Annotated in this window: 15 protein-coding genes and 2 pseudogenes; 8 read left to right on the top strand and 9 right to left on the bottom strand. The window is 76.0% G+C overall.

From position 1 onward, the window contains the following. Positions 1-9 precede the first annotated feature (9 nt). The 4 genes from msrB to B073_RS0104695 form a co-directional block, all read right to left on the bottom strand. Entirely contained in the window at positions 10-417 is a 408-nt protein-coding gene (gene msrB / locus B073_RS0104680) for a peptide-methionine (R)-S-oxide reductase MsrB (protein WP_018536932.1), read from the bottom strand. A 17-nt stretch (positions 418-434) separates the two neighbouring features. After that, complete coding sequence (murC, locus tag B073_RS0104685; RefSeq protein WP_026247061.1) at positions 435-1838, bottom strand: UDP-N-acetylmuramate--L-alanine ligase; 1404 nt, start codon at positions 1836-1838, stop codon at positions 435-437. Between the two features lie 163 nt (positions 1839-2001). Further along, positions 2002-2661, bottom strand: coding sequence for a response regulator transcription factor (locus B073_RS0104690; protein ID WP_018536934.1), 660 nt, complete (start codon positions 2659-2661; stop codon positions 2002-2004). Next, positions 2658-3908 (bottom strand): sensor histidine kinase, encoded by a 1251-nt coding sequence (locus B073_RS0104695; RefSeq protein WP_018536935.1) that lies wholly within the window; start codon positions 3906-3908, stop codon positions 2658-2660. The genes B073_RS0104690 and B073_RS0104695 overlap by 4 nt, the downstream gene beginning before the upstream one ends. 202 nt (positions 3909-4110) lie before the next feature. On the opposite strand from B073_RS0104695, the gene B073_RS0104700 reads away from it, so the two are divergent. Then, positions 4111-5199: an ABC transporter permease gene (locus B073_RS0104700; protein WP_018536936.1), complete on the top strand. Its 1089-nt coding sequence runs from the start codon at positions 4111-4113 to the stop codon at positions 5197-5199. Beyond that, positions 5196-5882 (top strand): ABC transporter ATP-binding protein, encoded by a 687-nt coding sequence (locus B073_RS0104705; protein ID WP_018536937.1) that lies wholly within the window; start codon positions 5196-5198, stop codon positions 5880-5882. Before B073_RS0104700 ends, B073_RS0104705 begins: the two co-directional genes overlap by 4 nt. Positions 5883-5980: 98 nt before the next feature. On the opposite strand, the gene B073_RS0104710 is transcribed toward B073_RS0104705, so the two are convergent. The 3 genes from B073_RS0104710 to B073_RS0104720 form a co-directional block, all read right to left on the bottom strand. After that, complete coding sequence (locus B073_RS0104710) at positions 5981-6190, bottom strand: hypothetical protein (protein WP_018536938.1); 210 nt, start codon at positions 6188-6190, stop codon at positions 5981-5983. Positions 6191-6484: 294 nt separating this feature from the next. Continuing rightward, positions 6485-6958 (bottom strand): hypothetical protein, encoded by a 474-nt coding sequence (locus tag B073_RS0104715; RefSeq protein WP_026247063.1) that lies wholly within the window; start codon positions 6956-6958, stop codon positions 6485-6487. 157 nt (positions 6959-7115) lie between these two features. Further along, the gene (locus tag B073_RS0104720) at positions 7116-7937 is read right to left on the bottom strand and encodes a pyrimidine reductase family protein (protein ID WP_018536940.1); all 822 of its coding nucleotides are present in this window, start codon (positions 7935-7937) and stop codon (positions 7116-7118) included. Positions 7938-8004: 67 nt separating this feature from the next. On the opposite strand from B073_RS0104720, the gene zapE reads away from it, so the two are divergent. Continuing rightward, the gene (zapE, locus tag B073_RS0104725) at positions 8005-9132 is read left to right on the top strand and encodes a cell division protein ZapE (protein WP_018536941.1); all 1128 of its coding nucleotides are present in this window, start codon (positions 8005-8007) and stop codon (positions 9130-9132) included. Positions 9133-9416: 284 nt separating this feature from the next. Here zapE and B073_RS39110 read toward each other — a convergent pair. Both B073_RS39110 and B073_RS0104735 read right to left on the bottom strand, forming a co-directional pair. Then, positions 9417-10079, bottom strand: a pseudogene (locus B073_RS39110) (ABC transporter); the annotation flags it as partial. An 8-nt stretch (positions 10080-10087) separates the two neighbouring features. Continuing rightward, complete coding sequence (locus B073_RS0104735; RefSeq protein ID WP_051093919.1) at positions 10088-10999, bottom strand: ATP-binding cassette domain-containing protein; 912 nt, start codon at positions 10997-10999, stop codon at positions 10088-10090. Positions 11000-11271: 272 nt separating this feature from the next. Between B073_RS0104735 and B073_RS0104740 the strand changes: the two genes are divergently transcribed. The 5 genes and pseudogenes from B073_RS0104740 to B073_RS0104755 all read left to right on the top strand — a co-directional run bounded on the left by B073_RS0104740 (position 11272) and on the right by B073_RS0104755 (position 16405). Next, the gene (locus tag B073_RS0104740; RefSeq protein WP_051093920.1) at positions 11272-11976 is read left to right on the top strand and encodes a peptidyl-tRNA hydrolase; all 705 of its coding nucleotides are present in this window, start codon (positions 11272-11274) and stop codon (positions 11974-11976) included. A 71-nt stretch (positions 11977-12047) separates the two neighbouring features. Further along, on the top strand, positions 12048-12224 hold the full coding sequence (locus B073_RS46220; RefSeq protein WP_158690088.1) for a hypothetical protein: 177 nt from the start codon (positions 12048-12050) through the stop codon (positions 12222-12224). A gap of 75 nt (positions 12225-12299) precedes the next feature. Then, positions 12300-13596 (top strand): annotated as a pseudogene (locus B073_RS39115) (DUF692 domain-containing protein). A 153-nt stretch (positions 13597-13749) separates the two neighbouring features. Then, positions 13750-14550, top strand: a complete 801-nt coding sequence (locus B073_RS0104750; protein ID WP_018536945.1) for a TIGR04222 domain-containing membrane protein — start codon at positions 13750-13752, stop codon at positions 14548-14550. Between the two features lie 142 nt (positions 14551-14692). After that, positions 14693-16405, top strand: coding sequence for an alpha/beta hydrolase (locus B073_RS0104755; RefSeq protein ID WP_026247064.1), 1713 nt, complete (start codon positions 14693-14695; stop codon positions 16403-16405). Positions 16406-16441 lie beyond the last annotated feature (36 nt).

Consider the following 16441-nt stretch of genomic DNA (forward strand, 5'->3'; position numbering starts at 1 on the left):
TCGGCATGCTCAGCCCGCGTCGGGCGTCAGCCGCAGCGAGATCGAGTTGATGCAGTACCGCTGGTCCGTCGGCGTCGGATAGCCCTCGCCCTCGAAGACGTGGCCGAGGTGCGAGCCGCAGCGGGCACAGCGGACCTCGGTGCGGACCATGCCGTGACTGCGGTCCTCCAGGAGCTCGACGGCGCCGCTGTCCTTGGGGTCGAAGAACGACGGCCAGCCGCAGTGGCTCTCGAACTTGGTGTCGGAGCGGAACAGCTCGGCGCCGCAGGCGCGGCAGGAGTAGACGCCGGTGGTTTTGGTGTCGGTGTACTCGCCGACGAAGGCGGGCTCGGTGCCGCCCTGGCGCAGGACGTGGTACTCGGCCGGGGTCAGCTCGGCGCGCCACTGGTCGTCGGGCTTGTCGATCTCGTACGTCATCGAGGGGCCTCCTCAGCTCATGCGCCCAGGCGGGACAGGATGGCGGGGCCGAGGTCGGTCACATCGCCCGCGCCCATGGTGAGAACAAGGTCACCGGGCCGGGCCATTCCGGCGATCAGGTCCGGGATCGCGCTCTTGTCGGCCTCCGGGGTGACCTCGGCGCCGGCAGCCCGGGCGGCGTCGGTGATCAGGGCGCTGGTGACGCCGGGGATCGGGTCCTCGCGGGCCGGGTAGATGTCCAGGACGACGGAGGCGTCGGCGAGGGCGAGCGCCTGGCCCATCTCGGTGCCCAGCTCCTGGGTGCGGGAGTAGAGGTGCGGCTGGAAGACCACGAGGATGCGGCCGCCGGTCTCCTCGGTGGCGCTGCGGATGGCCTCCAGGTCGGCGGTCATCTCGGTGGGGTGGTGGGCGTAGGAGTCGATGACCTGGACGCCGGCGGCCTCGCCCTTGAGCTGGAGGCGGCGCTTGACGCCGGTGTACTTGCCGAGGGCGTCGGCGAGCTGGTGCGGCGGGAGGTCGAGGGCGACGCCGGCGGCCAGGGCGGCGACGGCGTTGCTCGCGTAGTGCCGGCCGGGGACGGAGACGGTGAAGGTGAGGATCTTGCCGCTGGTGAGGGTGACGGTGACGTCGCTGGCCAGGCCGTGCGGGGTGATCTGGAGGATGCGGACGTCGGCGTCCTTGGCCTCGCCGTAGGTGACGATCTCGAGGTCGTCGCGGCCGGCGAGGCGGGCGGTCAGCTCGCGGGCGCCGGGGTGGTCGGCGGAGACGACCAGGGTGCCGCCGGGGCGGATGCGGTCGACGAAGGTCTCGAAGGACTCGTAGATCTCGTCCATCGAGGCGTAGTTGGCGTGGTGGTCCAGCTCGACGTTGAGGACGATGGCGACCTCGGGGGCGTACTTGTGGAAGCTGCGGTCGCTCTCGTCGGCCTCGGCGACGAAGATCCGGCCGGTGCCGTGCTCGGCGTTGGAGCCGGGGGCGTCGAGATCGCCGCCGATGGCGTAGGACGGCTTGAGGCCGAGGGCGCCGAGGGAGACGGCCAGCATCGACGTGGTGGTGGTCTTGCCGTGGGTGCCGGCGACGGCGATCGGGCGCAGGCCGTCCATGAGCGCGGCGAGGGCGTCGGAGCGGTGGACGACGGGGATGCCGCGCTGCTGCGCGGCGGCCAGCTCGGGGTTGTCCGGGCGGATCGCGGAGGAGACCACGACGCAGCTGGCGCCGGCGGCGAGGTGCTCGGCGGCGTGCCCGATGTGGACGGTGGCGCCCAGCTCGCGCAGCGCCCCGGCCGTCGCGGAGTCCTTGGCGTCGCTGCCCGCCACCTCGGCGCCGCGCTGCGCGAGGATCTTCGCGATGCCCGACATGCCGGCGCCGCCGATGCCGATGAAGTGCGGCCGTTCCATCGAGGCTGGGATGGCGGGTGCCATGGATGGGTCTCCCTGATCGTCGAGCGGGCGTGCGGGTGGTGCTGGTCCTGCGGGTCGTGCCGGCCGCGCGTGGGGGCCGGCTGCCGACGATTCTCGCACCCGGCACCGACAGCGGGCGTCCGCGACCCCGCGGGGGTGCGCGTCCCGGCGCCCGGCGGGCCGCTCAGCGGCGGATCAGGCCCTGCGCGGTGGCGGCGGCGACCGCGGCGGTACGGGAGTCGACGCCCAACTTTGAGTAAATGTGGACAAGGTGGGACTTCACGGTCGCCTGGCTGAGGAAGAGCCGCTTGCTGATCGCCGCGTTGGAGAGCCCGTCGGCGACGAGCTGGAGGACCTCAGTCTCGCGGCGGGAGAGCGCGGTGGCGGGTGTCCGCATCCGGTCCATCAGGCGCAGCGCGACGGTGGGGGCCAGCGCGGACTTCCCGGCCGCGGCGGCCCGCACCGCGGCGGCCAGCTCCTCCGGCGGGGCGTCCTTGAGGAGGTAGCCGGTGGCGCCGGCCTCGATGGCGGCGAGGATGTCGGCGTCGCTGTCGTAGGTGGTCAGGATCAGCACGCGGGGCGCACCGGGGCGCGCGGTGATCTCGGCGGTGGCCTGCGAGCCCAGCATCCGGCCGCCGAACTGGAGGTCCATGAGGACCACGTCGACGCCGAGCCGCCCGGCCAGTTCCACGGCCTCCTCGGCGCTGGGGACGTCGGCGGCGATCTCGAAGTCCGGCTCGGTCTCCAGGACGGCGCGCAGCCCGGCCCGTACGACGGGGTGGTCGTCGGCGAGCAGCAGGCGAACGGGCGCGGCAGACGCGGCAGACGCAACAGACTCAGTCACGGGGCGGCCCCCTCGTCGGGCTCGTCGGGAACGGCGGACGGGTCGGGGCAGGGCAGGGTGACGGCGAGCGCGGTGCCCTCCCCGGGGGCGGACTCGACGGCCAGGGTGCCCTGGAGGGCGCGGGCCCGGGCCCGCATCGCGGCCAGCCCGAAGCCGGAGTCGCCGGCCGCCGTGGAACCGGGCGGCGGGACGTCGGCGGGCACGAACCCCGCGCCGTCGTCGACGACGTCCAGGGCGACCTCGGTGTCCATGTAGCTCAGGGTCAGCTCGACGCGGCGGGCGGCGGCGTGCCGGACGGTGTTGGCGAGCGCGGACTGGGCGATGCGCAGCAGGGCGACCTCGTGTGGGGTGGGCAGCGGGGCGGGCGCACCGGAGACCTGGCAGTGCACGGCCAGCCCGGAGGTACGGGCGGTGGCGGCGCACAGCCGCTCCAGGGCGGCCGGCAGCGAGCCGGCCTCCAGGTCGGGCGGGCTCAGCGCGCGGACGAAGCGGCGTGCCTCGGCGAGGTTGTCGACGGCGGCGGTGCGGGCCTGCCGGATGTGGTCCAGGGCCGTCTCCGGCCGCCTCGGTACGGCCCGCTCGGCGGCCCGGAGCAGCAGCTGGATGCTGGACAGGCCCTGGGCGAGGGTGTCGTGGATCTCGCGGGCCAGCCGCTCCCGTTCGGCGAGGACGCCGGCGGCCCGTTCCGCGGCGGCCAGTTCGCTGCGGGCCGCCGTGAGCTCCTCGATGAGGCGGCGGCGCTGCTCGCTCTCCCGGTAGAGGGCCTGGTAGCCGAGGACGACGGCGACCGCGACCGCGGCGCCCAGGACGGGGCCGATGACCGTGCCGACGGTGAGGGCGCCGGTGTGCCAGGCGAAGCCGGCGATGGCGACGGCCGTGCTGGCCGCGACGGCGGGCAGCGCCGCCCGCAACGGCAGCAGGTGCAGCTGGACGAAGAAGAGCGGGAAGGCCAGCCAGACGCCGTCCGGGGTGAGCGCCAGCAGCACCAGCCAGACGGCGGCCACGGCGGCGAGCCAGAGCGCGGCGGCGCGGGCGGAGCTGCGCACCCGGGGCAGGAAGGGCCCGAGGACGTAGAGGGCCAGCAGGACCACGGCGGTGACGAGGACGGCGGGGGCGGCGGGCGCGCCGTCCGCCAGCGCGCGTACGGCGGCGAGCGCGAGCAGCGCGGCCACCATCAGATGGAGGCACAGGCGCAGCGCGCGCAGGACGGGGGTGAGGGAGTGGTCGGTGCTGGCTTCTTCGGTCACGGCCTCTCCAGGCTACGGGCCGCTACCGGGGCCGGCATCAATCGAAAGGTGGAGCGCGGGCGTCCAAAGGTGGAGCCCGGACCGCATCCTTCGGCGGCGGTGAACCACTCCTGGGCGCGATGCCCGGCGCCCCTCCGGCGGGCGACGGTGGGGTCAGCCGCCGGGCAGCGGGCCCGGCACCGTTCCGAGGATGGCCGCGCCGGTGTTCGTCGCCTGGAGAGACCTGAGATTCGCCAAGGGCCGGTTCGCCCTGATGGGGACCGTCGTCACGCTGATCACGGTGCTGGTGGGGCTGTTGTCCGGCCTGACGGCGGGGCTGGGCCGGGAGAACACCTCGGCGATCACCGCGCTCCCCGCCGACCACCTGGTCTTCGCCGCCCCCGCCGGGGACGGCAAGCCGTCGTTCACCGACTCCCGGCTGCCGGAGCGGACGGTGCGGGAGTGGGCCCGGGTGCCCGGTGTGCGCGCCGCGGACCCGCTGGGGATCGCCACCACCAAGGCCGTGGGGGCCGGCGGGAGGTCGGCGGCGGTGTCGGTGTTCGGAGTGCGGCCCGGGTCGCACCTGGCGCCAGCCGCGGGCCCGGCCGCCGACGGCACGGTGGTGCTGTCGGAGAAGGCCGCCGACAAGCTCGGCGTACGGGCCGGCGACCGGGTCGCGCTGGGCGGCCGGACTCTCGCCGTGACGGCGGTGTCGGGGGCCGCGATGTACAGCCACACTCCGGTGGTGTGGACCTCCCTGGACGACTGGCACCGACTGTCCGGCGGCGCCGGCGGCGCGGACTCCGGGGGCGCGACGGTGCTCGCCCTGTCCACCACCGGGACGGACGGTCTGGCCGCCGCGGACCGGCGGCTGGGCACCCGCACGGTGGCCGCCGCGGACGCCCTGGCGGCGATCGGTTCCTACAGCGCCGAGAACGGCTCGCTGCAGCTGATGCGCGGCTTCCTGTTCGCGATCTCCGCGCTGGTCATCGGGGCGTTCTTCACGGTCTGGACGATCCAGCGCAGCGGCGACGTCGCGGTCCTCAAGGCGCTCGGCGCCTCGACGCGCTATCTGCTGCGGGACGCCCTCGGCCAGGCCGTCGTCCTGCTGGTGGCCGGCACTGCCCTGGGGACGGCGGTGGCGGCCGCAGTGGGCGCCGCGGTGGGCGGGACCGTGCCGTTCGTCCTCGACCCGTCCACCGTGCTGGTCCCGGCCCTGGTCATGATCGCGCTGGGTGCCGTGGGCGCCGCGCTGTCCATCCGCCGCATCACCTCCGTCGACCCGCTGACCGCCCTGGGAAGTGCCCGATGAGTCTCGAACTGACCGATGTCACCCTCACCTACCCCGACGGCGACACCCGGCTGACCGCACTGGACGCGGTCTCGCTGACGGTGCCGGCGGGCAGCCTGACGGCGGTGGTCGGGCCGTCCGGGTCCGGCAAGTCCAGCCTGCTGGCGGTCGCCGCGACGCTGATCCGGCCGGACCGCGGCCGGGTGGTGGTCGACGGCCGGGACACCGCGGGCCTGAGCCGCGCCGAGCTGACGGCGCTGCGCCGCACCACCATCGGGACGGTCTTCCAGCAGCCCAACCTGCTGCCGGCGCTGACGGCGGCCGAGCAGCTCCAGGTGATGGCCCATCTGGACGGCCGCCCGCCCCGTACGGCGCGGTCCCGGGCGCGGGAGCTGCTGGCGGCGGTGGGCCTGGCGGAGCAGGCGGACCGGCGGCCGCACCAGCTCTCGGGCGGCCAGCGGCAGCGGGTCAACATCGCCCGGGCGCTGATGAACGAGCCCGCGGTGCTGCTGGTCGACGAGCCGACCAGCGCGCTGGACCACGAGCGGGGCGCCGCGGTCCTCGCCCTGCTGACCGAGCTGACCCACGCGCGCGGCACCGCGACGGTCCTGGTCACCCACGACCGCTCCCACCTGGACGCGGTGGACGCGGTGGCGGAGGTCCTGGACGGCCGGCTGACCTCGGGGGCGGGCGCCGGGGTGTGAGCCGGTACGGGACGGGCGGGTCACCGGCCGTCCCGTACACCTGCCGGGCCGGGCTCTCGGTGTTCTGTCCACAACCTCCGTCTCCCTGGACAGAACACCTACTCGTCGCGGTGCGAGAAGGTGGGGAACAGGCCGGACGGGCCGCCCGTCTTCCCCTTGGAGGGGCCGCTCGCCCGCTTTCCCGGCTTCCCGTTCTCCGGGGCGGCCTCCTCCGTCGCCTCCCTGCCGCGCTCCTCGTCACGGGTCCGGCCCGCGTCGCGGCCGCGCTCCCGTTCGTCGCCCGGTTCCCGTCCCCGCTGCTCCGCCATGACGGCCCCTTTCCTCGTTTCCTCGCTGCGCCGGTCCTCGGCTGTCGGATACGGCCCGCCACGGGCCGCTTTCTGACCAGGAACGCACCGATCGGGGGCGGCGGCGGGCCGGAGCTGGCCCGTTCGGGTGACGGGCCGACGCGGGGGTGACGCGGCCGGGCGGGACCGGGTCAGGCGCCGCCGGGCTGCTGCGGCCAGGGCGCTTCTGACGGATCTCCGTGGAGGAAGGAGCGGCGCCTGGCGCGAGCGTGCGTGCCAGGCGCCGCGACGCCACGGAGATCCGTCAGAGGCGCCCTAGTCGTCGGCGGCGTGCGAGAACAGCTTGAGGACCGGGACGCCGACCTTGTGGCGGGCCCGGGAGGCCCAGTCGCGGTGGAAGAACTCCTCGACGAAGTGCGGGGCGGTCAGCACGATCACCTCGTCCGCGCCGGTCTCGTCGACGACCGACTTCAGCAGGTCCAGCGGATGGTCCTCGACCACCTGCCCGACCGCCTCGGAGCCGGCCGCGCGCAGCGCCTCCAGGGTGTGCGACAAGCCCTGCTCGGCGGGGAGCGCGGCGTGCGCCCCGCCGGGCTCCCCGCCCTCCCGCACGGCGTCCTCGAACTCCCCGAGCGCGACGTCGTCGATGGCCCGCAGCAGGACGTCCTGTTTGCCGCGCGGTTGCATGAGGACCACGAAGGAGACCGGATCGTCCCCGTGCAGGGTGGTGACGAACTCCACGTCGGCGGGCGCCAGAGGCTTCTCGATCATCAATACGCTCGTGAACACGACGGACGCCCTTCTTCTCTTCCGGCACCGCTGTCACGGTGCCCACAGAAACCATCCTGCCCCGTCGCCACACGGGACCTGTCGGCTTTTAGTGTGCCCAACGGAAGCTAAGCGGAACAGGCAATTCCGCACGCTCTTTTGAGCACCGGCGGCACGCTCAGAACCGGCGGTAACGGGTGAACAGGAACCCGGCCTCCTCCAGTACGGACACCAGCGCGAACCGCTCCGGAACGGCCACCGCGGGCCCGTCCATGATCCGCTGCGCGCCGCCCACCGCCACCACCGGGGAGAGCGAGAGGCACATCTCGTCCAGTGCCCCGGCCGCCGCGAACTGCCCCAGCAGGCGCGGCCCGCCCTCGGAGAGCAACCGGGTGTGGCCCCGCCCGGCCAGCGCCCCCGGGACCCGCGCCGGGTCGACGCCGAGCCCCTCGCCGGCGAACAGCACCTCGGCGCCGGCCGCGCGGGCCGCCCGCACCCGGTCCTCGGGGGCGCCCGTGCCGGTCACCACCAGGGTGGGCACCAGGGGCTCGGTGAACAGCGGCAGGGAGAAGTCCAGGTCCAGGCCCGCGGTCACCACGGCGATGGCGGGGGCCGGGGCCTGTCCGGCGGCGGCCCGCCGCTCGGCGAACGCGGCCCGGGCACGGGCCGGCCGGTAGCCCTCCCGCCGGACCGTTTCCGCGCCCACCACGACGGCGTCCGCGAGCGCCCGCAGCACCCCGAAGATCCGCATGTCGGCGTCCCCGGAGAGCGGCTGCGAACGGCCCTCGTGGTGCGCCGCGCCGTCCAGGGAGGACACCATGTTGGCGCGCAGCCAGCCGGGGCGGCCGGAGCGCACCGGGTCGTCCGCCTCCGGGTACGCGTAGACCGCGGCCAGCTCGTCCAGCGTCCACTCGCGGTCGGTGGTGCCGTCGGGACCGGCATCCGGGCCGGTTTCCGGGGACGGGGCGGTGGTGGTCGGGAGGGGGAACAGGCGTCGCATGGGCGCAGTGTGACATGCCTCGCTCACCGGGTCGGGTGGTACCGCGCAGCGACTAGGCTGGACAGCTGTGTCACCTTCCCAGCCCTCGTCCTCTTCCGCGCCCTCCCCGATAGCCGGGCCCCCGGCCGACGGGGACGGCACCGCGGCGCCCACCGCGCTCACCTCCCGCGCACCGCACGTCCCGGCCGAGCGCCTGGTCGCCGAGATGGTGCCGCCGCCGCGCTTCCAGGGCGCCCGCTTCGACACCTACCTCCCGGACCCGAACCAGCCCAGCCAGGCCGAGGCGGTGCAGGTCCTGCGGACGTTCGCCGCCGGCATCGACGGCGGGGCGGACGCGGGCGGCGGGAAGCGCCGCTGGTTCTCCCGGGGGCCGAAGAAGGCCGCGGCGCCCAAGGGGCCGCGCGGGGTCTATCTGGACGGCGGCTACGGCGTCGGCAAGACCCACCTGCTGGCCTCCCTCTGGCACGCCACCCCGGCCGCGCCCGAGCTCAAGGCGTTCGGCACCTTCGTCGAGCTGACCAACCTGGTCGGCGCGCTCGGCTTCCAGCAGACCGTGCGGACGCTCAGCGGCCACCGGCTGCTGTGCATCGACGAGTTCGAGCTGGACGACCCCGGCGACACGGTGCTGGTCTCCACCCTGCTGGGCAAGCTGGTGGAGGCGGGCGTCGCGCTGGCCGCCACCTCCAACACGCTGCCCGGCAAGCTCGGCGAGGGCCGGTTCGCGGCCGCCGACTTCCTGCGCGAGATCCAGGGCCTGAGCGCCCACTTCCGCCCGCTGCGGATCGACGGCGAGGACTACCGCCACCGCGGCCTGCCCGAGGCGCCCGCCCCGTACGACGAGGAGACGGTGACCCGCGCGGCGCACCGCACCCCCGGTGCCTCGCTCGACGACTTCCCGTCCCTGCTGGGGCACCTGTCGACGGTGCACCCGAGCCGGTACGGCGCGATGTGCGACGGCATCTCGGCGGTCTGCCTCACCGACGTCCAGGCGGTGCCGGACCAGTCCACCGCGCTGCGCCTGGTGGTCCTCGCCGACCGGCTCTACGACCGCGAGGTGCCGGTGCTGGCCGCCGGCAAGCCCTTCGACGAGCTGTTCAGCGACGAGATGCTGCGCGGCGGCTACCGGAAGAAGTACTTCCGGGCGATCTCCCGGCTGACCGCGCTGGCCCGGGACGCCAAGACGCTGGTGGCGTAGGGCGCGCCGTCCCCTTGCGGCGGCCGCCGCGGGTCACCCCGAGCAGGCCGTCCGCTGGGCCTCCTGCCACTCGCAGACCGGGCAGCGGACGATCCCCGGGCGGGCGGCCGGGTACTCCGTCGGGCGGCCGCACTCGACGCAGTCGGCGCAGTCGCCGCGGGGCGCGCCCGCGTCGGGAACTGCGGCGGCCGGGCCCCGGTCGGGGGCGGCGGGCGTCTCGGGCACGGGGTGCGGGTCGGTGGACGGCATGGGGCGAGCGTACGCCGCGGCCGGAGCGGTCCGCCGCGGCGCCCGGTGAGTGCGCAGGCCAGGGCCGTCGCCCCGGAGGCCAGCAGCCCCGCGGCGGCGAACGGCAGCCAGGGCACGGTGACGGTGCCGTGCTCGGAGCCGGTGATCATGCCGGTCAGCGCGGCGTTGGCGGGCGACGCGCCCAGGACGAGGACCAGCAGCGCGGCGACCAGCCCCGCCGGGACGCCCCAGCCGGGACGGCGCAGCACCGGCCAGGAGCACAGCGCGCCGATCCCGACGCCCAGCAGCAGGCAGACCAGCTGGGTCAGCAGCCCGGCGACGGTGGCGGGCAGCACCGGGACCGCGACCCGGTGGTCGTTCGAGTGCGGGTCGGAGAGCAGCGCGACGAAGGCGGTCCCGGCCAGGGCGAGCAGCAGCCCGGCACCGGCCGCGGTCAGCAGGGCGGCGAGGTGCGCCCGGCCGGGTCCGGCGGCGGCCGCGGTGCAACTACGGGCGGCGGGCGGCTCGTTGGCGACGCAGATCCGGGCCAGCCAGACGGTGACCGGCAGCAGCCCGCCGGCGGCGTAGCCGTACGCGTCCAGGATCGGGCCGCCGGTCTGGACGCCGACGGCGAGGAACGCCGCGTGGACGAGGAGCGGCGGCAGCCAGCGGTACGAACCGGCGAACAGCGCCGCCTGGTAGCGGACCAGGGCGGTCAGGGAGGCGGTCATGGGCGGGGCGCTCCTCCGGGGGCGGGCGTGCCGGGGGCCGGTGTTCCGGGGCCGGGCGGCTCGGCGGCGGCGACCGCGCGGATGTGCCAGGGCGGGCGCGCGGTGAGCAGGGCGCGGAGCAGGGCGTCGGAGTGGGCGGCCGGGACGGTCAGCCGGAGGGTGCCGCCGGGGCCGGGGGCGAGATGCGGTGCCCCGGGGAGGCCGGGCGGCGGGCTGCCGGACGGGCCCTCCGCCTCGATGACGGTCCACGGCCCCGGGTCGGGCACGGCCCCGTCCACCGGGTCGGCGGCCGCCGCGGACTCCTGGGGCAGCAGCCGGCCGTCGGCGACGCGGTAGCGGGCGTCCGCGGCCCCGGCGAGCCGGCGCGGGTCGTGGTCGACGAAGACGACGGTGCCGCCGGCGGCGACCCGCTCGCCGACCGCACGGTCGAGGACCTCGCGGGCGGCCGGGTCCAGACCGGTCCACGCCTCGTCCAGGACGAGGAGTTCGGGCTCGGCGAGCAGCGCCTGAGCCACCGCAACCTTCTGGCTGGTCCCCTTGGAGAGCTCGGCCAGCGGGGTACGGGCGCGGCCGGAGGCGCCGAAGCGGGCCAGCCACTCGGCGGCCCGGCCGGCGGCCTCCGGCGTCCGCAGGCCGTGGACGCGGCCGAGGTGGGTGAGGTAGCCGGCGGCGGTGAACGGCAGGGCGGCCGGGAACCGTTCGGGTACGTAGGCGGTGCGCGGGCGGCCGGTGATCCGGCCGGTGGTGGGCCGGTCGATACCGGCGAGCAGCCGCAGCAGCGTGGACTTCCCGCTGCCGTTCGTCCCCTCGACGCGCAGCAGCGCACCCGCCGGCACGTCGAGCCGCACCTCGCGCAGCACCCAGGAGCCGCGCAGCCCGTAGCGCCGTCCGACCCCGTCCAGCCGCATCCGCTCGGCCCCCCGCCCCGGCATGGGCGGCACCTCCCCCGCTGCTCCGCTTCCCCGCCGGCGCCGACAGTAACGCGGCGCGGGGCGCGCCGGGTTGCCGGGGGCACACACGGCGACCGCGGGCACGCGCGGGGGATGTCGGTGGCGGCTGGCAGACTGATCGGGTGACCAGTACCGAGACCGCCGGCCCGGCCGGCGAGCACAGCCGGCCCACCCGGATCGACGACCACGACCGCCCGCCGGCCGCCCGTGAGGAGACCGCGGAGCAGGCCATGGAACAGGCTGCGGAGCGGACGGAGACGGCACCGGAGTACGTGCTGCCGCTCGTGGTGCGCCTGGAGCGGGACGCCCCGCCGGCGCGCACCGACGCGCTGGAGACGGCGGCGCGGGCGGTGCTGGTGCTGCTCTCCGACGAGCGGTCCGCCGGCGCGGGCGAGTGGGCCCCGGTGGTGCACGCCTGGCAGGACTCCCGGATACGGAAGGTGGTGCGGCGGGCGCGCGGCGCGGAGTGGCGGCGGGCCGCCGCGCTGCCCGGCATCACGGTCACCGGCCGCGCGGCCGAGGTGCGGGTCTTCCCGCCGGTGCCGCTGGACGGCTGGCCGAAGGAGCTGGCGCGGCTCCAGGTCTCCGGCACCGAGCTGGACGATCCCGGCGCCCCCGCGGAGCCGGCGGACGGCGTGCCGGTGCTGTGGCTCAGTCCGGCGCTGGAGATGTCGGCAGGCAAGGCGATGGCGCAGGCCGGGCACGGCGCGCAGCTGGCGTGGTGGGGGCTGTCCGCGGCGGAGCGGGAGTCCTGGCGCGCGGCGGGCTTCCCGCTCGCGGTGCGGACGGCCGAGCCCGCGGCGTGGGCGGCACTGACCACCGGCGGACTGCCCGTGGTGCGGGACGCCGGCTTCACGGAGATACCCAGCGGCTCGTGCACGGTGGTCGCCGACCATCCGGCGCTGCCCGGCTCCTCGCTGCCCGCCGCCCGCTGACGGCCGGGTCGGCTCCCCGGCACCCGTCCCCCGTCGGAGGCGCCGCCCCCGACGGGACATACCGTGTACCCATGCCGACCTCGCTCCCCGGCTTCACCGTGGTCGCCGGGCTGCCGACCGTCTCCGGACGCGGCGGTCGGGTTCGAGGTGGCCCGCTGAGCCCCGGCCGGAGGCGGCGGCCGGGGCACGTCACTCCGGGGCCGCGGCCCGCCCGGCCGGTGCCGGGCGAAGCTCAGATCAACCTCTGAACCGCGCGGCCGGGCGATTGTCCGGGCCGCGCGCGGTGAGGAGTACCCCGACCGAGAGGAACGACAGGGGGGACCATGCGGCATTTGGGGACGGGCATCGGCTGGCGGCCGGAGATCGCCGCGGAGATCGCCGCACTGCCCGGGGTGGACTGGGTGGAGGTGGTGGCCGAGAACGTCTGCCCGGGCCATCTCCCGGACGCCCTGCGGGAGTTGCGGGAGCGCGGCACGACGGTGGTGCCGCACGGCGTCTCGCTGGGGCTCGGCGGTGCGGACCGGCCGGACGCCGGGCGGCTGGCGGCGCTCGCCGAGCGGGCCACCGCGCTGGACGCCCCGTTGGTCACCGAGCACCTCGCGTTCGTCCGCGCGGGCGGCCCGCTGACCGCGTCGCCGGTGATGGAGGCCGGGCACCTGCTGCCCGTGCCGCGCACCCGGGACGCGCTCGACGTGCTGTGCGAGAACGTCCGGATCGCCCAGGACGCGCTCCCGGTGCCGCTGGCCCTGGAGAACATCGCCGCGCTGTTCGCCTGGCCCGGTGAGGAGCTGACCGAGGGGCGCTTCCTGTCGGAGCTGGTCGAGCGCACCGGGGTCCGGCTGCTGATCGACGTCGCCAACCTCCACACCAATCACGTCAACCGCGGCGAGGACCCGGCCGCGGCGCTCGACGAGCTGCCGGTGGAGGCGATCGCCTACGTCCATGTCGCCGGCGGCGTCGAGCGGGACGGGGTGTGGCACGACAGCCATGCGCACCCGGTGACCCAGCCGGTCCTGGACGTCCTCGCGGAGCTGTGCGCCCGGGTCGATCCGCCCGGGGTGCTGCTGGAGCGCGACGACGACTTCCCCGAGGGCGCGGCGCTGGCCGGTGAACTCGACGCGATCCGCGCGGTGGTGGAGGGGGCGCGCCATGGCGCGGCGGCCTGAGACGCGGGACACCGGTCCGGCCCGGGAACGGCTGGCGCTGGCGCAGACGGCGCTGCTGTCGGCGCTGGTGGCCGGGACGCCCGCCCCGGAGGGCTTCGACCGTACCCGGCTGCGGGTGCAGAGCCGGGCGCTGGCCGCCAAGCGGGCCTCGGTGGTCGCCAAGGTCGCGCCCGAGCTTCCGGAGCTGCTCGGCGACGGCTACCGGCCGGCCTTCCTCGACTACGCCCGCAACCGCCCCATGCGCGGCGGCTACCGCCAGGACGCCCTGGACTTCGCGGCGTTCCTCCTGGCCCGGGAGCGCCCCGCAGACCCGGTGGCGCGGCGGCGGCTGGCCCGCTGGTGGCGCGACCGGGCCGGGCCGCGGCCGCCGTCCGCGGGCCCCGCGGCGCGCCTCGCACGGGCCGCCGCCCGGCGCGCCGCGTCGCTGCGACGCGCCCTGCACCGCACCCGGTAGCTGACGGGCCGTCGGTTCGCGTCTGTGGACACGCCCGACGTGAAGCGCCGGACCGGCGCCGCGCGTTGGGCGGCACCGGCCACCTTGGGCAAGATGTCCGCATCGTGAGAAAGCTCATGGCGGCGGCGCCCGCCGTCCCGTAGAACCTCCGCCATGTGGCTCCTCTTCCTCCTGCTCGCCTGGGCCGCGGCGGTCGCCTCCTGCGTCCGGGTCTGCCGCGCGGCGGTCGTCGCCGGGCACGCCCTGCACCGCGCCCAGGGCACGCCGCCGGACACCGGACCGGCCCCCGGCGCCGCCCCCGCCGGGCTGACCCTGTACGAGACGGCGTACCTCTCCGGCGGCCCACACCGGCTCGCCGACGTGGTGCTCGTCCTGATGGCCCAGCAGCGGCGACTGCACCTGGCCCACACCGGCTGGGCCACGGTCGTCGACCCGGTCGGCAAGGACCCGGTCGAGCGCGCCGCGCTCACCGCCATCGGCCCGGAGGGGCAGCAGCGCATACCGGCCGTACGGCACGCCCTGTCCGGTACCGACGCGGTCCACGGGCTGGCCGACCGGCTGGTGCGCGCCGGTCTCGCGGCGCCCGCCACGGTCCGTACGGGGGTCGGCGCCGCCGTCCGCCGGCTGCGGGCCACCGCCCTCGTGGTGCTGCTGGCCGCCGGCGCGACGTACTGGGCGGCGCCGTCCGGCCGGGTGGACCGGCTGGTGCTGGCGTGGTTCGCGCTGCCGCTGATCCTCACCCTCGGCACCTGGCTCGTCGCCCGCGCCGAGGCCCACCCGTACACCGGCTGGGCCACCGACGCCGGCGAGGCGCGACTGCGCCAGGAGCACCACGGCCCACGGGAGCGGCGGTCGTCCCCGGCCCCGGCCGGGCTGACGGGGCTGGCGCTGTTCGGGCCCGCGGTGCTCACCGATCCCGGTTTGCGCGAGGCGCTCCACTCTTCCGGGGCATAGCGTCCGACACCGCCGTACGGTGCTTTACTTCGCCACCAGTTGGCCCAACTATCCCTTTTGTATGCCCACCGTGCGACCCAGTGCAGCGAGCCCCTCACGGAGCCCCGCACCGCGCACCACGCACCATACGAAGGGACGGCTCGTGAGAGCACTTGCGTTGTACGGCGCCCTCGGGTCGCTGGTCCTGACCGGCCTCGCCACCCCACCGGCCGGCGGCGCCGTCCGGGACCCGTCGGCGCCGCCCGCCCCCGTCCACCCCCTCACTTTCGGCCGGTGCGCGGCCGTGGAACACCTCCCGTCGTCGATCGAGTGCGGCACCCTCACCGTGCCGCTCGACTACGCGCGCCCCAACGGCAAGAAGATCAAGCTGGCGGTCAGCCGGTCCCGGGCCGCCGCGCCCGGCGAGCGCCAGGGCGCCCTGGTCTTCAACCCCGGCGGCCCCGGCGCCTCCAGCCTGCAGTTCCCCCTCTACGGCGGGCTGCCCACCTGGCGCCGGACCGCCCGCGCCTACGACTTCGTCGGCTACGCGCCGCGCGGGGTGGGGCACAGCGCGCCGCTGTCCTGCGTGAGCCCCAAGGAGTTCGTCAAAGCCCCCACGGACAGCCCGCGGTACCCCAGCGAGTCCTTCAAGCGGAAGAAGGTGGCGGAGGCCAAGGCGTACGCCCACGGCTGCGCCCAGCGGGCCGGCGCCGACCTGCCGTTCTACAACTCGGTCAACAACGCCCGGGACCTGGACATGCTGCGGGCGGCGCTCGGCGAGAAGAAGCTGACGTTCATGGGCGCGTCCTACGGGACGTACTTCGGCGCGGTCTACGCGACGCTGTTCCCCGGCCACGTCCGCCGGATGGTCTTCGACAGCGTGGTCAACCCCGACCCCCGGCAGATCTGGTACCGCAACAACCTCGACCAGAGCGTCGCCTTCGAACGCCGCTGGCACGACTGGCTGAACTGGGTCGCCAGGCACGACGCCACCTACCACCTGGGGGCCGACCAGGAGGCCGTGCAGCGCTCGTACGACACCGCCGTCAGGCGGCTGCGGCGGGAACCGGCCAACGGCCGGATCGGCCCCGGCCAGCTGCAGGCGGCGTTCCTCAAGACCGGCTACAACGACGCGTTCTGGCCACTGCGCGCGGACGCGCTGTCGAAGTACCTGCGCGGCGACGCCCAGCAGCTGCTCGCCCAGGCGCTGCCCTCCCCCGATGCCGCGGGCGAGGAGAACGCCAACGCCGTCTACACCGCCGTCGAGTGCAACGACGCGGCCTGGCCGCGCGACTGGCGCGTCTGGGACCGGGACAACACCACCCTGGCCCGCACCGCGCCGTTCGAGACCTGGGACAACGTCTGGATGAACCTGCCGTGTGCGTTCTGGCCGAACCACCGGCAGTCGGCGGCGGCCGGCGTCGAGGAGGCGATCCGCACCACCGCCCACCGGGCCGCCAAGGGCGCGCCGGCCGGCGGCACGCTGGCCGACGCCTCCCGGCGCGCCGCCGACACCGCCCTGGACTCCGCGCTGGGCCCGCGCGGCCCGCTGGACGTGCGCACCGAGCCCGGTGCGCTGCCGCCGGTGCTGCTGCTGGCCGCCGAGCGGGACGCGGCCACGCCGTACCCGGGCGCGCTGGAGCTGCAGCGGCGGCTGCCCGGTTCGTCGCTGGTCACCGAGCGGGCGGCGGGCACCCACGGCATCGCGCTGGGCGACAACGCCTGTGTCAACGCCCATGTCGAGGCGTATCTGCTGCGCGGGAAGGTGCCCGGGCACCGGGCGTACTGCGCGCCGCGCGCCGAGCCGGTGCCGGGGCAGCCGATCCAGCGGTCCCGGCAGGCGCTGGTGCAGCAGGTGAAGGTGAAGGGGCGGTAGGGCCGGGGAAGGGAGAGCCGCCGCCCCGGTGCCACG

Origin of the sequence: Streptomyces sp. MspMP-M5, assembly GCF_000373585.1 — a bacterium.
In the GTDB taxonomy this organism is placed as follows: Bacteria; Actinomycetota; Actinomycetes; order Streptomycetales; family Streptomycetaceae; genus Streptomyces.